The 16,937-nt window shown below is 73.8% G+C and carries 11 protein-coding genes and 1 riboswitch; of the genes, 9 read left to right on the top strand and 2 right to left on the bottom strand.

Annotation, left to right across the window (positions count from 1 at the left end):
- Window positions 1-43 precede the first annotated feature (43 nt).
- A riboswitch (SAM riboswitch) is annotated at window positions 44-158 on the top strand.
- Between the two features lie 38 nt (window positions 159-196).
- The 5 genes from ACLJOU_RS24280 to ACLJOU_RS24300 are packed head-to-tail and all read left to right on the top strand — an operon-like array spanning window position 197 to window position 4,361.
- On the top strand, window positions 197-1,531 hold the full coding sequence (locus ACLJOU_RS24280; protein WP_410570147.1) for an aminotransferase class V-fold PLP-dependent enzyme: 1,335 nt from the start codon (window positions 197-199) through the stop codon (window positions 1,529-1,531).
- Window positions 1,532-1,547: 16 nt separating this feature from the next.
- The gene (locus tag ACLJOU_RS24285) at window positions 1,548-2,141 is read left to right on the top strand and encodes a hypothetical protein (RefSeq protein ID WP_410570148.1); all 594 of its coding nucleotides are present in this window, start codon (window positions 1,548-1,550) and stop codon (window positions 2,139-2,141) included.
- Window positions 2,141-2,761: a hypothetical protein gene (locus ACLJOU_RS24290; protein WP_410570149.1), complete on the top strand. Its 621-nt coding sequence runs from the start codon at window positions 2,141-2,143 to the stop codon at window positions 2,759-2,761. Before ACLJOU_RS24285 ends, ACLJOU_RS24290 begins: the two co-directional genes overlap by 1 nt.
- A gap of 23 nt (window positions 2,762-2,784) precedes the next feature.
- On the top strand, window positions 2,785-3,435 hold the full coding sequence (gene lspA, locus ACLJOU_RS24295; protein WP_410570150.1) for a signal peptidase II: 651 nt from the start codon (window positions 2,785-2,787) through the stop codon (window positions 3,433-3,435).
- Entirely contained in the window at window positions 3,432-4,361 is a 930-nt protein-coding gene (locus ACLJOU_RS24300; RefSeq protein ID WP_410570152.1) for an RluA family pseudouridine synthase, read from the top strand. Before lspA ends, ACLJOU_RS24300 begins: the two co-directional genes overlap by 4 nt.
- On the opposite strand, the gene ACLJOU_RS24305 is transcribed toward ACLJOU_RS24300, so the two are convergent.
- The gene (locus ACLJOU_RS24305; RefSeq protein WP_410570153.1) at window positions 4,358-5,434 is read right to left on the bottom strand and encodes an AsnC family protein; all 1,077 of its coding nucleotides are present in this window, start codon (window positions 5,432-5,434) and stop codon (window positions 4,358-4,360) included. The genes ACLJOU_RS24300 and ACLJOU_RS24305 overlap by 4 nt on opposite strands.
- A 135-nt stretch (window positions 5,435-5,569) precedes the next feature.
- Between ACLJOU_RS24305 and ACLJOU_RS24310 the strand changes: the two genes are divergently transcribed.
- The 3 genes from ACLJOU_RS24310 to ACLJOU_RS24320 all read left to right on the top strand — a co-directional run bounded on the left by ACLJOU_RS24310 (window position 5,570) and on the right by ACLJOU_RS24320 (window position 14,906).
- Entirely contained in the window at window positions 5,570-12,202 is a 6,633-nt protein-coding gene (locus ACLJOU_RS24310) for a DUF885 domain-containing protein (RefSeq protein ID WP_410570155.1), read from the top strand.
- Window positions 12,203-12,558: 356 nt separating this feature from the next.
- Window positions 12,559-13,770, top strand: coding sequence for a fumarylacetoacetase (fahA, locus tag ACLJOU_RS24315; RefSeq protein ID WP_410570157.1), 1,212 nt, complete (start codon window positions 12,559-12,561; stop codon window positions 13,768-13,770).
- 95 nt (window positions 13,771-13,865) lie between these two features.
- On the top strand, window positions 13,866-14,906 hold the full coding sequence (locus tag ACLJOU_RS24320; protein WP_410570159.1) for an LLM class F420-dependent oxidoreductase: 1,041 nt from the start codon (window positions 13,866-13,868) through the stop codon (window positions 14,904-14,906).
- Between the two features lie 221 nt (window positions 14,907-15,127).
- Here the strand turns inward: ACLJOU_RS24320 and ACLJOU_RS24325 are convergent, their stop codons facing one another.
- On the bottom strand, window positions 15,128-15,736 hold the full coding sequence (locus tag ACLJOU_RS24325; protein ID WP_410570161.1) for a class F sortase: 609 nt from the start codon (window positions 15,734-15,736) through the stop codon (window positions 15,128-15,130).
- Between the two features lie 238 nt (window positions 15,737-15,974).
- On the opposite strand from ACLJOU_RS24325, the gene ACLJOU_RS24330 reads away from it, so the two are divergent.
- On the top strand, window positions 15,975-16,916 hold the full coding sequence (locus ACLJOU_RS24330; protein WP_410570162.1) for a Ppx/GppA phosphatase family protein: 942 nt from the start codon (window positions 15,975-15,977) through the stop codon (window positions 16,914-16,916).
- Window positions 16,917-16,937: the final 21 nt, after the last annotated feature.

Below are 16,937 nucleotides of genomic sequence, written 5' to 3' on the forward strand. Positions count from 1 at the left end.
GGGGGTTGGCGGCCGGGCGCGCGTTCGGTTACCTTTCGAACCAGGTCATGAGTGCCAGCGCGAAGCCCCGGCTTGCTGGCCGGCAACCCTCCTACCGCGGTGGGGTGCCCCGGGTGAAGACCGGGCCGGTCGCGCCGTGCGACGGGCAAGCGCGGGCCCCTCGCCGGGGTCCCCCGGATCGCCGAGGAGGCACCCGATGACTCTCGCCATCGACCGCACCCAGCTCGAAACCGTGACCCCGCAAGGCATTCCCACCGTGGCGGGCGCGTCGCTGCGGGTGCCGCTGGTGACCGGCGGGGACATCGGCTACGCCAACCTCGACCACGCCGCGAGCGCGCCCTGCCTCGACGCCGTCCGCGCGAAGGTCGACGAGTTCCTGCCCTGGTATGCCAGCGTCCACCGCGGTGCCGGCTTCGCGTCCCAGGTCTCGACCAATCTCTACGAGCGCACCCGCGACGTGCTGCGCCGGTTCGTCGGCGCGCGGCGGACCGACACGGTCGTCTTCACCCGCAACACCACCGACTCCTTCAACCTCCTGGCCCGCAGCCTGCCGCGGCACACGACCGTGATCGTGTTCGACACCGAGCACCACGCCGCCCTGCTGCCGTGGCCGGGCCCGAACGTGCGGCGGATCCCGACCCCGCGCACCCGCCTCGCCGCGGTGTCCGCTGTGGACGAAGCACTCGCGGACGCGCCGCAGGGACCGCGGCTGGTCGTCGTCACCGGAGCGTCCAATGTGACCGGTGAGCTGCTGCCGGTGGCCGAAATCGCCGCCGTGGCCCGGAAACACGGCGCCCGCATCGCCCTCGACGCCGCCCAGCTGGCCCCGCACCGCCGGATCTCGATCAAGGACCTCGACGTCGACTACGTCGCCCTCTCCGGCCACAAGCTGTACGCGCCTTTCGGCGCGGGCGCGCTGATCGGCCGCGCCGACTGGCTGCGCGCGGCCCGCCCGTACCTCGCCGGCGGCGGCGCGACCAAGCTCGTCACCGAAGACGCCGTCGTCTGGAACACCGGGCCCGAGCGCCACGAAGCCGGCTCGCCCAACACCGTCGGCGTGTACGCGCTCGGCGTGGCGTGCGAAACCCTGAGCCGCAGCTGGGACGCGGTCGTGGCGCACGAGCAGGCCCTGCTCACCCGGCTGCGCAAGGGCCTGGAGAGCATCCCGGGCGGCGCCGAACTGCGGCTGTTCGACGCCCCGGTCGACCGCGTGGGCACGGTCAGCTTCGTCGTCGACGGCTTCGACCCCGGCTGGCTCGCGGCGGTGCTGTCGGCCGAGTACGGCATCGGCGTCCGCGACGGCGCCTTCTGCGCCCACATCGCGGCGAAGCGGCTGATCGGCGTCACCGGCGGCACCGGGCAGCAGGCCCTCCGCGTGAGCCTCGGCCTCGGCAGCACCGAGGAACACGTCGACCGCGTGCTCCTCGCGCTGCGGCAGATCGTCGCCCGCGGAGCCCGCTGGGAGTACGCGAAGGTGGACGGGCGCTGGACGCCGGTCGGCGACCCGCGGGAGCTGCCGCCCTTCTGCTGAGCGCTAGCCTGGGCCGATGGGGAGAGGGCCGCGTTTCTGGTTTCCGCTGGCGCTGCTGGGCTTCGCCGAGATCGGCCTGGCCGCGGCGCAGCTGCTGGCCCGCCGCAGCCGGGCCGAGGCCGAGGCGGCGAACCTCCTCCTCCGCCCGGTCCCGGCCGGGCCGACCTACGGCCGCCTGCAGTGGATGTCCCAGGACGACTTCCACGCCTTGGGCGGCGACCTGCCCACCGGACCGGCGTGGCTGGTCGCGCTCGGCCTGGTCGTCCTCGGCACGGCCGTCTGGTACGCGGTCGCGCTGCGGCCCGTCCGCACCGGGCGGTTCGCCCTCGGCACGGTCGCCGCGCTGCTCGCGCTCCCGCTGCTCGACCTGGTCGGCTCGTGGCAGTTCCGGCTCGGCGACGGCCTGCGCGGTCCGCTCCTGGCCACGCTGGGCCTGCTGCTGCTCGCCGCGTACGAGCGCAGCCGGTTCGTGTTGCTGGCGGCGGCCGCGTTCGCCCTGGTCGCCGTGGTGCTCTCGGCGGACACGGCGGGCGTGCTGGTCTCGGCGGTCCTCGTGCTGGCTGCCGCCTTCGCGGCCGTCCTCCGCCGGCCGCCCGATACCCTGCGGTGATGGGGAGTTCGCGGCGGTCCTGGTTCCCGTTGGCGGCGCTGGGGTTCGCGTTGATCGTGATGGTGGCCGTCCAACTGGTCCCGGCCGACGTCCGCGTGGCGCAGGGGTATCAGCAGGGGTATCAGCTGTCCCCAGGACCGCACGGCCTCGGGACCGGCGGCGTCGGCGGCACCGGCCGCGCCGACAACGAGCTCTCCGGCGTGGCCATCGGGGTCGACGTGGTCCCGCCGGCGACGCTGGGCTGGCTCGCCGGTCTCGCCTGCGTGGTCCTCGCCGTGGCCGCCTGGTACTGGCGGCAGCTGCGGCCGCCGCGCCCCGGCCGGTTCCTGCTCGGCACCCTGGGTGCGCTGGCCGCCGTCCCGCTGCTCGACCTGGTCGGCGCGCTGGAACTGCGGCTGCCCGGTGACGTGCGCGGCGCACTGGTGGCCGCCCTCGGCCTGCTGGTGCTGGCCGCGTACGAGCGCAGCTGGCTCCTGGCGGCCGTCGCCGGCGTGTTCGCGCTGGTCACGACGGTGTTCCTGCCGCCGGTGCCCGGTGCGCTCGCGGCGGCGGGCCTGCTGTTCGCGGCCGCCTTCGCCGTGCTCCTGCGCCCGCGGCCGGACGGGCCCGCCGCAGCCTGACCAGCACCGTGGACAATGGACCGGTGAGCACCGAGCCCAGCCACTCCGAACCCGACACCGCCGCCCCCGCCGAGGCGGTGCCCGATCCGGCCGCCGACGCGCCCGAGAACCCGGAGGTCCCGGCGAAGCCGCTGCTGCCGAAGCGGCGGGTCGGCTGGGTGTTCGCGGTCGCCGTCGTGTTCTGGGCGATCGACCTGGTGACGAAGAACCTGGTCGTCGCCAACCTGGAGGGCAAGGAGCCGGTCAAGGTCCTCGGCGGCCTGATCTACCTGCAGGTGATCCGCAACCCCGGCGCCGCGTTCTCGATGGCCACCGGCATGACGTGGGTGCTCGCCCTGGTCGCGCTCGCCGTGGTCATCGCGATCATCTGGCTGTCGCGGCGGCTGCGGTCGATCGGCTGGGCGATCGGCCTCGGCCTGGTGCTCGCCGGCGCCACCGGCAACCTGACCGACCGCATCTTCCGGCCGCCGGGCGGCCTGCAGGGCCACGTCGTCGACTTCATCTCGGCCTTCGCGCCCAACGGCAGGGGCTTCGCGATCTTCAACATCGCCGACTCCGCCATCTGCGTCGGCGGCGCCCTGATCGTGCTGCTGTCCCTGCTGGGCAAGGACTACGACGGCACGTCGACCAAGGACAAGAAGAAGGCCGCGCCGACCCCGGAGGAGCAGGCGTGAGCTCGCGGATGCTCCCGGTGCCCGACGGGCTCGACGGGATGCGGGTCGACGCCGGCCTCGCCAAGCTGCTCGGGCTGTCGCGCACGGTCGTCGCCGAGCTCGCCGAAGCCGGCGACGTGCTGCTCGACGGCCGTCCCGCGGGCAAGTCCGACCGCCTCTCCGGCGGCGGCCTGCTGGAGATCACCCTGCCCGAGCCGGCGAACCCGGTCGAGGTCGTCGCGCAGCCGGTCGAGGGCATGCAGGTCCTGCACGACGACGACGACATCGTCGTGATCTCGAAGCCGGTCGGCGTCGCGGTGCACCCGAGCCCGGGCTGGACCGGCCCGACGGTCGTCGGCGGCCTCGCCGCCGCGGGCCTGCGCATCGCGACTTCGGGTGCGGCCGAGCGCCAGGGCGTGGTCCACCGGCTCGACGCGGGCACCACCGGCGTGATGGTGGTGGCCAAGAGCGAACACGCCTACACCGTGCTGAAGCGCGCGTTCAAGGAACGCACGGTCGACAAGGGCTACCACGCGATCGTCCAGGGCCACCCGGACCCGATGCGCGGCACGATCGACGCCCCGATCGACCGCCACCCGCGCCACGACTACAAGTTCGCGGTGGTCCAGGGCGGCCGTCCGAGCGTGACGCACTACGAGGTCGTCGAGGCGTTCCGGGCGGCGTCGCTCGCGCACATCAAGCTCGAAACCGGGCGGACGCACCAGATCCGCGTCCACTTCTCGGCACTGCGGCACCCCTGCGTGGGCGACCTGACCTACGGCGCCGACCCGGTGCTGGCCCGCCACCTCGGGCTCAGCCGCCAGTGGCTGCACGCGAAGACCCTCGCGTTCGCCCACCCGGCGGACGGCCGCTGGGTCGAGTTCGAGTCGGAGTACCCGGACGACCTGGCGAAGGCCCTGGAAATCCTGCGCGAGGAAAGCTACTAGTCGTCGATCGACCAGATCAGCGTGCGCTCGTCGGGTTCCGGCCGCGGGCTCCAGCGCACCGAGACCACGCGCGTGGCGTCCGGCAGGACGTAGACCGTGTGGCCGCCCAGCGTCTCGCCCGGCGCGACGCCGATCCGGTGCGGCGGCCGCGACGTCAGCGACACCGGCGCCTTGCCGATCGCGCGGCCGTCGGCGGCGAGCAGCTCGAGGTAGTTGTCCGGCAGTGACGCGAACGGGATCGGCCCGCGGTTGGTGATCTCGGTGTGCACCACCACCGCGCGTTCGCCGTCCTCCAGGCGGTACCCGGCCGCGCTGAACAGGTAGTCGGCCGGGTCCTGGACCTCCAGCAGCTGCACCGACAGCTGCTCGCCCTCCAGGCCCTGGGTTTCCATGGCTTCTCCGAGCCTGCCCTGTTTGCCACCCACGGGCCCGCTCGGCCGGGCGGGTTCGTCGCCGCGGGCCCACGACGCCGTCTGGGGGACGCCCCACGTGCTCACGGCCGGGTCGAGCGGCACCGGCGGCGGCGTGCCGGGCCGGGGCGGGAACGGCGGCTGCGGCGGCGGGCCGGGGTAGCGGCCGGACGGCGTCCCCTGGACGTGGTGCGGCCCGGACGGTGCTCCTTGGACGTGGTGCGGCCCGGACGGTGCTCCTTGGACGTGGTGCGGCCCGGACGGGGTGCCCTGGACGCTGTAGGGCCCCGAGGGTGCGCCCTGGACGCTGTAGGGCCCGGAAGGGGCGCCCTGGACGGTGTACGGCCCCGAAGGCGTGCCCTGCACCGGCGGGGGCATCGGCGGGGCGGGTTGCTGCGGCACCGGCTGCGACGGCGGCGGGAACTGCTGCGGCGGCCGGTTCGCCCACGACGGCGGGGCGCCGGCGATGGCCGCGCGCAGGCCGTTCGGGTCGCTTTCGACGCCGACGAGCAGCGGGAGCCCGCTGCCGGAGAGGGCGACCAGCCGGTAGGCGACCTCGCGGGGATCCATGCCGACCTTGGCCGCCAGCTCGTGCACCGCCACCTTGCCGAGTTCGGCGAGCGCGGCGAGCAGGCGGATGTCGACGGGATCGGTCACGGCCACCCCTCGAACGCTACCGCTTCGCCGATCCGCGCTGCCGCACGCCGTCCGCCCCCCGGCGAACGGCTCGGCGTTTCTGTCGGTGATCTCCGTTAGGGTCGGCCGTGAGCACATCAGCCGAAGCTGGGGGGTCCTGCCATGACCGCGGTCACCGAACTCGCCGACGAGTTCGTCGAAGCGCTGTTCGCCGCCGATCCGCTGATGCCGGCGCTGCTGGGCATCCGGCCGGCGGAGCCCGGCCTGGCGGACCTGTCCGCCGAGGCCGAGCGCGCGTTCCGGGCGCGGTTGTCGCAGTTCCTCGAGCGGGCCCGCGCACTGGCGATCGACGATCTGTCCGCCGAGGACCGCGTCACGCGCGAAGTCCTGATCACCACGGCCGAGAACCGCATCGCGGCGATCGACAGCCGGATGGCCGAGTTCACCGTCACCGACCTCTCCGTCGGGGTCGCGGCCGGCCTGCTCATGGCGCTGCCGATGACGACGGTGACGGCGGGCGAGACCGCGGAAGCCCAGCTCGGCCGGCTGGCCGCGATCCCGGAGCACCTGCGCCAGGCCGCGCGGCGGCACGCCGAGGGCATCGCCGACGGCCTGCTCCCGGTCGCCCACCTGGTGGACGCCGCGGTCGCGCACCTCGACCGCTACCTCGCCGACTCCGACTCCGACTCCGATGCCGACCCGCTGCGCCGCCAGCCGGCCCCGGACGAGGAGTTCGAGCGGCGGCGCGAAGAACTGCTCGCCGACGTCGTCCGGCCGGCCTTCGCCGAGTACCGCGAGTTCCTCGTCACCGAGGTCAAGCCGCACGCGCGGCCGGCGGACCGGCCCGGCCTGTCGTGGCTGCCGGACGGCGCCGAAACGTACGCGAGCCTGGCGCGGATGCACACGACCACCGAGCTCACCCCGGAGGAACTGCACCGGATCGGCCTCGAGACGATCGAGGCGCTCGCCGTCGAGTACCGCGAGCTGGGGCGCAGGGTGTACGGCACCGACGACCTCGCGGAGATCTTCGCCCGCCTGCGCACCGACCCGGCGCTGCGCTGGCGCAGTGCCGAGGAACTGCTGGAGACCGCCCGCACGGCGGTCGCCCGGGCGGCCGCCGAGGCGCCGAAGTGGTTCGGCCGGATCCCGGAGCAGGAGTGCACCGTCGAAGCCGTGCCGGCGGAGGCCGCGCCCGGCGCGCCTCCGGCGTACTACCTGCGCCCGGCCGCCGACGGCTCGCGGCCGGGGATCTACTTCGCGAACACCCACGAAGCCACCGAGCGGTTGCGGCACATGGCCGAAACGACCGCGTTCCACGAAGCCGTGCCGGGGCACCACTTCCAGCTCAGCATCGCGCAGGGGCGCACCGAGCTGCCGCTGCTGCGGCGGATCGGCATGTTCAACGCGTACATCGAAGGCTGGGGGCTCTACAGCGAGCGCCTCGCCGACGAGATGGGGCTCTACTCCGACGACGTCGCGCGGCTCGGCATGCTGGCCGGCGACTCGCTGCGGGCGGGCCGGCTGGTGGTCGACACCGGCCTGCACGCGCTCGGGTGGAGCCGTCAGCAGGCGATCGACTACCTGCTGGAGCACACGCCCGAGGCGCGCGCCGAGGCCGAGACCGAGGTCGACCGCTACATCGCGTGGCCCGGCCAGGCCCTCGGGTACCTGGTGGGGCGGCGGGAGATCCAGCAGGCCCGCACCCGGGCCGCGCGGCGGCTCGGTTCGCGGTTCGACGTCCGCGCGTTCCACGACCTGGTGCTGGCCGGCGGCCCGCTGCCGCTGTCGGTGCTCGCCACGGTCGTCGACGAGTGGGTGGCCGGGCACGGCGACACCGTCGACGGCCTGGCGAGCGAGCTCGTCGAGCTGTCGTTCGAGCAGGAGCCGCTGAACCCGTCGGTGTTCGGGCTGCCGGGCGACCACGACCGGCTGGCCGACCAGAGCCGGGCGGCGCAGGAGCGTTTCCGGGCCACCTACCGCGCCCTCGCGGCCCGGGCGCGGGCACTGGCCACCGACGGCCTGACGCCGGAGGAAGCGGTCACGCGCGAGGTCGTCATCGCCTCGGCCGAGGTCGAGGCCGACAGGCTGGGCGCCCGGAGCGCCGATCTGGCGGTCAGCGACGGGCTGACCGCGCCCGCACTCGGGCTGCTGATGTACCTGCCGTACTACAAGCTGGACGACGAAAAGAAGGCACGCGGCTACCTGACGCGGCTCGCCGCGATCGAGCCGTTCCTCGCCGACCTGACCGAGCGGCAGCGCGAGAGCCTGGCCGAGGGGCTCGTGCCGCCGGCGTACCTGGCCCGCGTCGGCATCGAGTACATCGAGCGCTACCTGGCCGCGCCGGACACCGACCCGCTGAAGGTGGGCACGACCGCGGCCGTCGAGGGGTTCGAGGCCGAGCGCGACCGGCTGCTCGCCGAGGTGGTCCACCCGGCGTACGCGCGGTACCGCGACTTCCTGCGGGCCGAGGTCGAGCCGGCCGGGCGGCCCGACACCGCGCCGGGCATCTCCCACGTGCCGGGCGGGGCCGAGCGGTACGCCGCGCTGATCCGCGCGGAGACGACCACCGAGCGCACGGCGCAGGACCTGCACGAGACCGGGCTGGTCCTGATCGAGAAGCTCGCGGGGGAGTACCGCGAGCTGGGCGCGAAGGTGTTCGGCACCACGGAACTCCCCGAGATCTTCGAGCGCCTGCGCACCGATCCGGCGTTGCGCTGGCGGGACGGCGACGAGCTGCTGTCCGCGGCCCGGGACGCCATCGCCCGCGCGGAAGCCGTCGCGCCGCGGTGGTTCTCGCGGATCCCGGCCGAGAAGTGCGAGGTCGCGCCGGTGCCGGAGGCCGACGCGGCGAGCGGCACGATCGCGTACTACCTCCAGCCGTCGCTCGACGGCACGCGCCCGGGCACGTACTACGCGAACACCCACGAGGCGGAGAAGCGGCCGCGGTTCACCAGCGAGGCGATCGCGTTCCACGAAGCCGTGCCGGGGCACCACTTCCAGCTCAGCCTGGCCCAGGAACTGCGGGACCTGCCGCTGCTGCGGCGGATCGGCATGTTCAACGCCTACGCCGAAGGCTGGGGCCTCTACGCCGAGCGGCTCGCGGACGAGATGGGCCTGTACTCCGACGACGTTTCGCGGCTGGGCATGCTGACGCAGGACTCGATGCGGGCCGGGCGGCTGGTGGTCGACACGGGCCTGCACGCGCTCGGGTGGAGCCGGCAGCAGGCGATCGACTTCCTGGTCGAAAACACGCCGATGGCGCGGCTGGAGATCGAAGCGGAGATCGACCGGTACATCGCCTGGCCGGGGCAGGCGCTCGGGTACATGGTGGGGCGGCTGGAAATCCAGCGGCTGCGCGCCGAGGCCGAGCAGGCGCTGGGTGAGCGGTTCGACATCCGCGGGTTCCACGAAGTCGTGCTGGGCCACGGCATGCTGCCGCTGTCCGCACTGGCGAAGGTGGTCACCGACTGGGTGGCCGGTCAGCTCGACACGCCCGACGGGCTCGCCGACGAGCTGCTCGCGGTGAACTTCGAACGGCAGCCGCTGTACCCGTCGGTGTTCGGCCTGCCCGGTGAGCACGACCGCCTGCCCGATCCGAGCGCGGAGGCCGAAGCCCGGTTCCGCGCGGCCTACGCGGCGCTCGCCGCGCGCGCCGAGGCGCTCGATCCGGCCGGGCTGCCCCCGGCCGGGCGCGTCACCCGCGATGTCGTGATTTTCCAGGCGAAGACGACGATCGACGAGATCGACTCCCGCCGCGCCGACATCGCGGTCAGCGACGGGCTCGGCGCCCCGGCGCTGCAGCTGCTGCTCTACCTGCCGCAGACGGTGCTGGACGACGAGCCGAAGGTGCGCGGCTACCTCACCCGGCTGGCCGGGGTCGGCGACTACCTCGACAGGTTGATCGGCCGCCAGCGGGCGGCGCTGGCCGAAGGGCTGGTGCCGCCGGACTTCCTGGTGCGCATCGGTGTCGGTTACGTCGACCGCTACCTCGCCGCGCCGGAAAGCGACCCGCTGCGTGTGACACCGGCGTATGCGCTCGACGGCTTCGAGGCCGAACGCGACCGCCTGCTCGACGAGGTCGTCCGGCCCGCATACGCGCGGTATCGCGCGTTCCTGGCCGACGAGGTCGCGCCGGTGGCCCGGCCGGAGACGTCGCCGGGCATCGGTGCGCTGCCGGGCGGGGCCGAGCGGTACGCCGCGCTGATCCGCGCCGAGACGACGACCGAGCGCACCGCGCAGGAGCTGCACGAGACCGGGCTGGCGCTGATCGAGAAGCTCGCGGGGGAGTACCGCGAGCTGGGCGGAAAGCTGTTCGGCACCACGGATCTGGCGGAGATCTTCGACCGCATCCGGACCGACCCGGCGCTGCGCTGGCGGGACGGCGAGGAGCTGCTGGCCGGCGCCCGGGCCGCCATCACCCGGGCGGAAGCCGTGGCCGGGCAGTGGTTCTCGCGCGTGCCGGAGCAGCAGTGCGAGGTCAAGCCGGTGCCGGCGGCCGAGGCCACCAGCGGCACGATCGCGTACTACTTGCCGCCGTCGCTGGATCGCACCCGGCCGGGCACGTACTACGCGAACACGCACGAGGCGGAGAAGCGGCCGCGGTTCACCAGCGAGGCCGTCGCGTTCCACGAAGCCGTGCCGGGGCACCACTTCCAGCTGTGCCTGGCCCAAGACCTCACCGGGCTGCCGCTGCTGCGCCGGATCGCGCACGTGAACGCGTACGGCGAGGGCTGGGGGCTGTACGCCGAGCGGCTGGCCGACGAGATGGGGTTGTATTCCGACGACGTTTCGCGGCTGGGCATGTTGACGCAGGACTCGATGCGGGCCGGGCGGCTGGTGGTCGACACGGGCCTGCACGCGCTCGGGTGGAGCCGGCAGCAGGCGGTCGACTACCTCGCCGAGCACACGCCGATGGCGAGTCTGGAGATCGAGGCGGAAATCGACCGGTACGCGGCCAATCCCGGGCAGGCGCTCGGCTACATGGTGGGGCGGCTGGAGATCGAGCGGCTGCGCGCGGAGGCCGAGCGCGAGCTGGGCGAGGCGTTCGACATCCGCGAGTTCCACGACACGGTGCTGGGCAGCGGAACCCTGCCGCTGCCGGTGCTCTCCGGCGTCGTCGCCGACTGGGTGGCGCAGCGCCGGGACACGCCGGGCAAGCTCGCGGACGAGTGCCTGGAGCTGATGTTCGAGGCGCAGCCGCTGTTCCCGTCGCTGTACGGCCTGCCGGGCACGCACGACAAGCTCGCCGACCAGACCGCCGAAGCCGCCGCCCGGTTCCGCGCCGGGCTCGCCGCCCTGATCGTGCGGGCGGAGGCGATCGACGCGGCCGGGCTCGAACCGGCCGACCGCGTCACGCGGGACGTCGTGATCTGGCAGGCCCGCACCCAGATCGACGTCCTCGATTCCGGCCGGGCCGACATCGCGGTGAGCGACGGGCTGGCCGCACCGGCCCTCGAGCTGTTGATGACGCTGCCGCAGACGATCCTCGACGACGACGTCAAGGCGCGTGGCTACCTGAGCAGGCTCGGCGCGATCGGCACGTACCTGGACCAGCTGGTCGAGCGGCAGCGGGCCGCGCTCGCCGCGGGCCTGACCCCGCCGGAGTTCCTCGCGCGCATCGGCGTCGGCTACGTCGAGCGGTACCTCGCCGCGCCGGAGAACGACCCGCTGAAGGTGCCGGTCCGCGGCCTCGAAGCCGAGCGCGATCGGCTGCTGGCCGAGGTGGTGCGCCCGGCGTACCGGCGGTACCGGGACTTCCTGGCCGACGAGGTGATCCCGGTGGCGCGGCCGGAGACGTCGCCGGGCATCGGCGACCTGCCGGGCGGCGCGGAGCGCTACGCGGCGCTGATCCGGGCCGAGACGACGACCGAGCGCACCCCGCAGGACTTGCACGACACGGGCCTGGCGATCATCGAGCAGCTGGCGGAGGAGTACCGCGAGCTGGGCGCCGAGCTGTTCGGCACGACCGAACTCGCGCAGATCTTCGAGCGGATCCGCACGGACCCGGCCCTGCGCTGGCGGGACGGCGACGAGCTGCTGGACTCCGCCCGTGCGGCGATCCGGCGGGCGGAAGCCGTGGCCCCGCAGTGGTTCTCGCGCGTGCCGGAGCAGCAGTGCCAGGTGGCCCCGGTCCCGGACGCGGAGGCCGAAAGCGGCTCGATCGCCTACTACATCGAGCCGTCGCTGGACGGTTCGCGGCCGGGCACGTACTACGCCAACACGCGCGACGCGGACCAGCGGCAGCGGACGCTGAGCGAGTCGGTGGCGTTCCACGAAGCGGTGCCGGGCCACCACTTCCAGCTGACGCTCGCCCAGCAGCTGACCGGCGTGCCGTTGCTGCGCCGGGTCGCCCTCTTCAACGCCTTCTGCGAAGGCTGGGGCCTGTACGCCGAGCGCCTGGCGGACGAAATGGGCCTGTACTCGGACGGCGCGGCCCGCCTCGGCCTGCTGACCCAGGATTCGATGCGCGCGGCCCGGCTGGTGGTGGACACGGGCCTGCACGCGCTGGGCTGGAGCCGGCAGCAGGCGGTGGACTACCTGGTCGAGAACACCCCGATGGCGCAGATCGAGATCGAGGCGGAGATCGACCGCTACGCGGGCCACCCGGGCCAGGCGCTCAGTTACATGGTGGGCCGCCTGGAGATCGAGCGCCTGCGCGCGGAGGCCGAGCGCGAACTGGGCGAGCGGTTCGACATCCGCGAGTTCCACGACACGGTGCTGGGCAGCGGAACCCTGCCACTGCCGGTCCTGGCGGACGTGGTGGCGGATTGGGTGGCAGCACGTGCGGTCGAGTGACACCGCCGGCCGGTCGGCCCGTGATGGCGGTGGGCCGGCGGGCAGGTCGCGGACGGCTCGCAACGATCGCGGCGGCGGGCGGCCAAGCACGCCGCGGAGGGGGGCGCAACGATCGCGGCGGCGGGCGGCCAACGCGCCGCGGAGGGGCCGGAGCGATCGCGGCGGCGGGCGGGCCGCGGAGGCGCCGAGTGTGCGCGGGCCGGCGGGCGGCCCCGGTTGGGCGGCTGATGGCGGTGGCCGACCCGACCGGCGGCGCGAGGCGAATGCCCCGACGCCCGATCCGGCCCCGCCCGCGCGGCGACCCACCTGACCGCTGTGGCCGACTACTCGGCGGCGCGAGCCGCCCGGACCTAGGAGTGAACGTGACCTGGCTCGAGCTGGCCGAAGACACCCCCTTCGGCCTGGACAACCTGCCCTACGGTGTCTTCTCCGTCGGCGGGGCGCCCGAACGGCGGGTCGGCGTGCTCGTCGGGGATCAGGTGCTCGACCTGACCGCCGCGGCCGCCGAGACCGCCGCCTCCTTCGCGCCCCTGCTCACCGGGGGCGTGCTCAACCCGCTGCTCGCCGCGGGGGCCGGCACCTGGCGGGAAGTCCGGGAGAGCGTCACCGGATGGCTGACCGAAGCCCGCTACGCCGACCCGCTGCGGCCGCACCTCGTGCCGCTGGCCGAGGTCACCACCCACCTCGCCTTCGAGGTCGCCGACTACGTCGACTTCTACTCCAGCGAGCACCACGCCCTCAACGCCGGCAAGATCTTCCGCCCGGACGCGACCGAGCTCCCGCCGAACTGGAAGCACCTGCCGATCGGCTACCACGGCCGGGCCGGCACCGTCGTCGTGTCCGGCACGCCAGTCGTCCGGCCGCACGGGCAGCGCAAGCCCCGCGCCGCCGACGCGCCCGCCTTCGGGCCGTCGCAGCGGCTGGACATCGAGGCGGAGGTCGGGTTCGTCGTCGGCACCCCGTCCGCTCCCGGCACCCGGGTGTCCACAGCGGACTTCGCGGACCACGTCTTCGGCGTCTGCCTGGTCAACGACTGGTCGGCGCGCGACATCCAGGCCTGGGAGTACCAGCCGCTGGGCCCGTTCCTCGGCAAGTCGTTCGCCACTTCGGTCTCGCCGTGGATCGTCCCGCTGGCCGCGCTGGAGCACGCGCGCGTCGACGGCCCGCCGCAGGACCCGGAACCGTTCGAGTACCTCCGGACCTCCGAAAAATGGGGCCTGGACCTGGCCATGGAGGTCCGTCTCAACGGCCACCTCGTGTCGAGCCCGCCGTTCGCTACGCAGTACTGGACGGCCCCGCAGCAGCTCGCGCACCTGACGGTCAACGGCGCGACCCTGCGCACGGGCGACCTGTTCGCCTCCGGCACGGTGACCGGCCCCGAGCGCGACCAGCGGGGCTCGTTCCTGGAACTGTCCTGGGGCGGCCGGGAACCGGTGACCCTGCCGGACGGCACCACGCGGACCTTCCTCGAGGACGGCGACGAGGTGGTGATCGGCGCGACCGCGCCCGGCCCGGGCGGCACGCGGATCGGCTTCGGCGAGGTGCGGGGGACGGTGGTCGCGGGCTGAACCGGGGCGGAAGTGGCGGTGCGCACACCGCACGGCGCCGGGCAGCGCGCATAATGACCTGCGACTAAGCGCTTGCTCACCACGGGAGGACGCCCATGAAGATCGGGACCGGGATCAGCTACTCCGGAGGCTTCGCCGAAAGCGTCGCCGATGTCGTCGAACTGGAGAAGGCCGGCCTCGACGTCGTCTTCGTGCCGGAGGCGTACTCCTTCGACGCCGTCAGCCAGCTCGGCTACCTGGCCGCGAAGACCGAGCGCGTCCAACTGGCGTCCGGGATCTTCCAGATCTACACCCGCACGCCGACCCTGACCGCGATGACCGCGGCCGGGCTCGACTTCGTCTCCGACGGGCGGTTCGTCCTCGGGCTCGGCGCGTCCGGCCCGCAGGTCATCGAGGGCTTCCACGGCGTGAAGTACGACGCGCCGCTGGGCCGCACCCGCGAGATCGTCGAGGTGTGCCGCCAGGTGTGGTGCCGTGAGCGCGTGGTGCACGAGGGCAAGCACTACACGATCCCGCTGCCGCCCGAGCAGGGCACCGGGCTCGGCAAGCCGCTCAAGCTGATCAACCACCCGGTGCGGGAGCGGATCCCGGTGCTGCTGGCCTCGATCGGCCCGAAGAACGTCGCGCTGACGGCCGAAATCGCCGAGGGCTGGCAGCCGATCTTCTTCCACCCGGAGAAGGCCGCCGACGTCTGGGGCGCGTCCCTGGCCGAAGGCAAGGCCAAGCGCGACGCGGCCCTGGGCGAGCTGGACACGTTCGTCACGGTGCCCCTGGCCATCGGCGACGACGTCGAGCCGCTGCTCGACTACGTGCGCCCGGTCCTGGCCCTGTACATCGGCGGGATGGGCGCGCGGGGCAAGAACTTCTACAACGACCTCGCCCGCCGCTACGGCTACGAAGCCGAGGCGAAGCTGATCCAGGACCTGTACCTGGACGGCAAGAAGGAGGAGGCGGCGGCCGCGGTCCCGCTCGAGCTGCTGCGCGCGATCTCCCTGGTCGGCCCGGCGAGCCACGTGAAGGAGCGCGTGGCGGCCTTCGCCGAGGCGGGCGCGACGACGCTGGTGGTGAACCCCCTGCAGCCGGGCCGCGAAGCCCGCGTGGCGGCGGTCTCGCAGCTGCGCGAGCTCATCGACTGAGCCCCGGGCGGCCACCTCGGGGAACACAAAGTACTCGAGGTGGCCACCCGCTGAGCCGGGTCGCGTAGGGCGGCACCCGCGCTGGCCCGGTGTGAGGCAGGCCGCGACCCGTTGAGCCGGGATCGCGTAAGCCGGGATGAGCTGAGCCGGTGTCGCGTAGATCGCGACGCGTTGAGCCCGGTCGAGCAGGTCGCAACAGGCTGAACCGCGGGTCGCGACCGCTAAGCCGGTGTCGCGTAGACCACGACCCGCGTGGCGCCGAGACCGTCGCCGTCGTACGTCCCGTCGCTGGTGATCAGCCTCAGCTGCGGGCCCGGGCCTTCCGGGGCCACCAGCGTGCTGTCCGGCTCGCTCGCCGGGAACACCACCGTCCTGCGGACCGTGAAGCGGGACTCCCGGCCCGCCGCGTCGCGAACGGTGATCGCCGCGCCCGGCTCGAGCTTGGCCAGGCGGGCGAACGCGCCGGGGGAGTAGCCGAAGCTCTCGTGCCCGGACAACACCGCCACCCCGGGCGCGCCCGGGGCCGGCCCGTCGGCGAACCAGCCGACGCCCCGGGCCGTGCCGGGCTGCTCGCGGCGGCCGCCGAGGTGACCGAGGGCGACCACGTGGTCGAGGGTCAGGCCGAGTCCGGGGATCAGCAGTGCCGCGGGCGGGGAGCCCGCCGTGGTGGGCCGGTCCGCGGCCGGGGCGATCGCGGGCGCCGGGGCGAGCACCGACGTCACGCCGAGCAGGACGCAGCCGAGCCCGGCCACGACCGCGAGCACGACGGCGGCCGGCCGCACGAGCTCGGCTCGCCGCTCGGGCCGTTGCATCTCTTTCCCCTGCTCCACGTGGGTTCCGATATCCGATTAATCGCCGAGCGAGCGCGGGCGTTACCGAATCGTGTCCGGTCGCCTCGGGGTTCACTCGATCGGGTTATCTCACTGTGACCTTCGCATCAGGAACGCGCGCCCGGAGGGCCGCATTCCCGTAAATGCCCGGCATTCCGGCGTGAGATCGGACATCATTGCTGGTTTGAAACCGTCGAACTGGGGATATTCACGGGCGGGAGTGGAGGTAGGCCGAGCCGTGCGAGAAGGAAAAGAGCCCGTGGTGGGCGTGCTGGACGTCGGTTCGTTCAGCGCTCGGCTCGTGGTGGTGCCGGTGAACGGCTCACCTCGCGAACCACTGGTCAACCACCAGACGCGGCTGCGCCTGGACCGCGAGCTCGACGTCCACGGCCGCCTCTCCGACCGCGGCATCGAAGCCGTGACCGCCGCCGTCGCGGCGGGCATGACCACGGCGTACCGCCACGGCGTCAGCGACGTCTACCCGCTCGCCACATCTTCGATCCGCGACGCGGCCAACGCGGCCGACGTCGTCCGGCACGTCGCCGGCGAAACCGGTGTCGAACTGCGGTTCCTCTCCGGCCGCTGCGAAGCCGAGCTGACCTATCTCGCGGCCCGCCGCTGGTACGCCGCCGAACCCGGGCCGATGCTCGTGCTCGACATCGGCGGCGGAACGGTCGAGCTGGCCGCGGGCTCCGGCGAAAAGGCCACGTTCGCGCGATCGCTGCCGCTGGGCGCCCGCTCGATGACGCGGGACTGGCTGCCGTCCGAGCGCGTGTCGCACAAGCAGGTCAAGGCTCTGCGCGCGCACGCGCTCGACGTCGTGACCACCACGCTGGGCGCCGCCGGCGTCGACGACCCGCGGGTCGTCGGCTGTTCGAAGGTGCTGCAGCAGCTCGCGCGGCTGGCCGGCGCGCGGCCGGGCAAGTGCAAGGAACTGCGGCTCGACGACCTGCGCGCCTGGATCCCGCGGCTCGCCGCGCTGCCGCCGTCGAAGCGGGCGGAGCTGCCGGGCATCTCCCGCAGCCGCGCCCACCAGGCGCTGGCGGGCGCGATCGTCGCGGAAGCCCTGCTGACCGTGGCCGGCGGCCAGGTGACGATCTGCCCGTGGTCGACCCGCGACGGCCTGCTGCTCACCCTGCAGGACAAGGCGCGCGCGGCAGCGGGCGAGCGCGCGGCCTGAACCCCTGGCCGTTCCCGGGGA

Source organism: Amycolatopsis sp. cmx-4-61 (assembly GCF_046548775.1).
Lineage (GTDB): Bacteria > Actinomycetota > Actinomycetes > Mycobacteriales > Pseudonocardiaceae > Amycolatopsis.

Coding starts and splice junctions, on each gene's coding strand:
- ACLJOU_RS24280 (WP_410570147.1), top strand. CDS start 197: ATGACTCTCGCCATCGACCGCACCCAGCTCGAAACCGTGACCCCGCAA.
- ACLJOU_RS24285 (WP_410570148.1), top strand. CDS start 1,548: ATGGGGAGAGGGCCGCGTTTCTGGTTTCCGCTGGCGCTGCTGGGCTTC.
- ACLJOU_RS24290 (WP_410570149.1), top strand. CDS start 2,141: ATGGGGAGTTCGCGGCGGTCCTGGTTCCCGTTGGCGGCGCTGGGGTTC.
- ACLJOU_RS24310 (WP_410570155.1), top strand. CDS start 5,570: ATGACCGCGGTCACCGAACTCGCCGACGAGTTCGTCGAAGCGCTGTTC.
- ACLJOU_RS24320 (WP_410570159.1), top strand. CDS start 13,866: ATGAAGATCGGGACCGGGATCAGCTACTCCGGAGGCTTCGCCGAAAGC.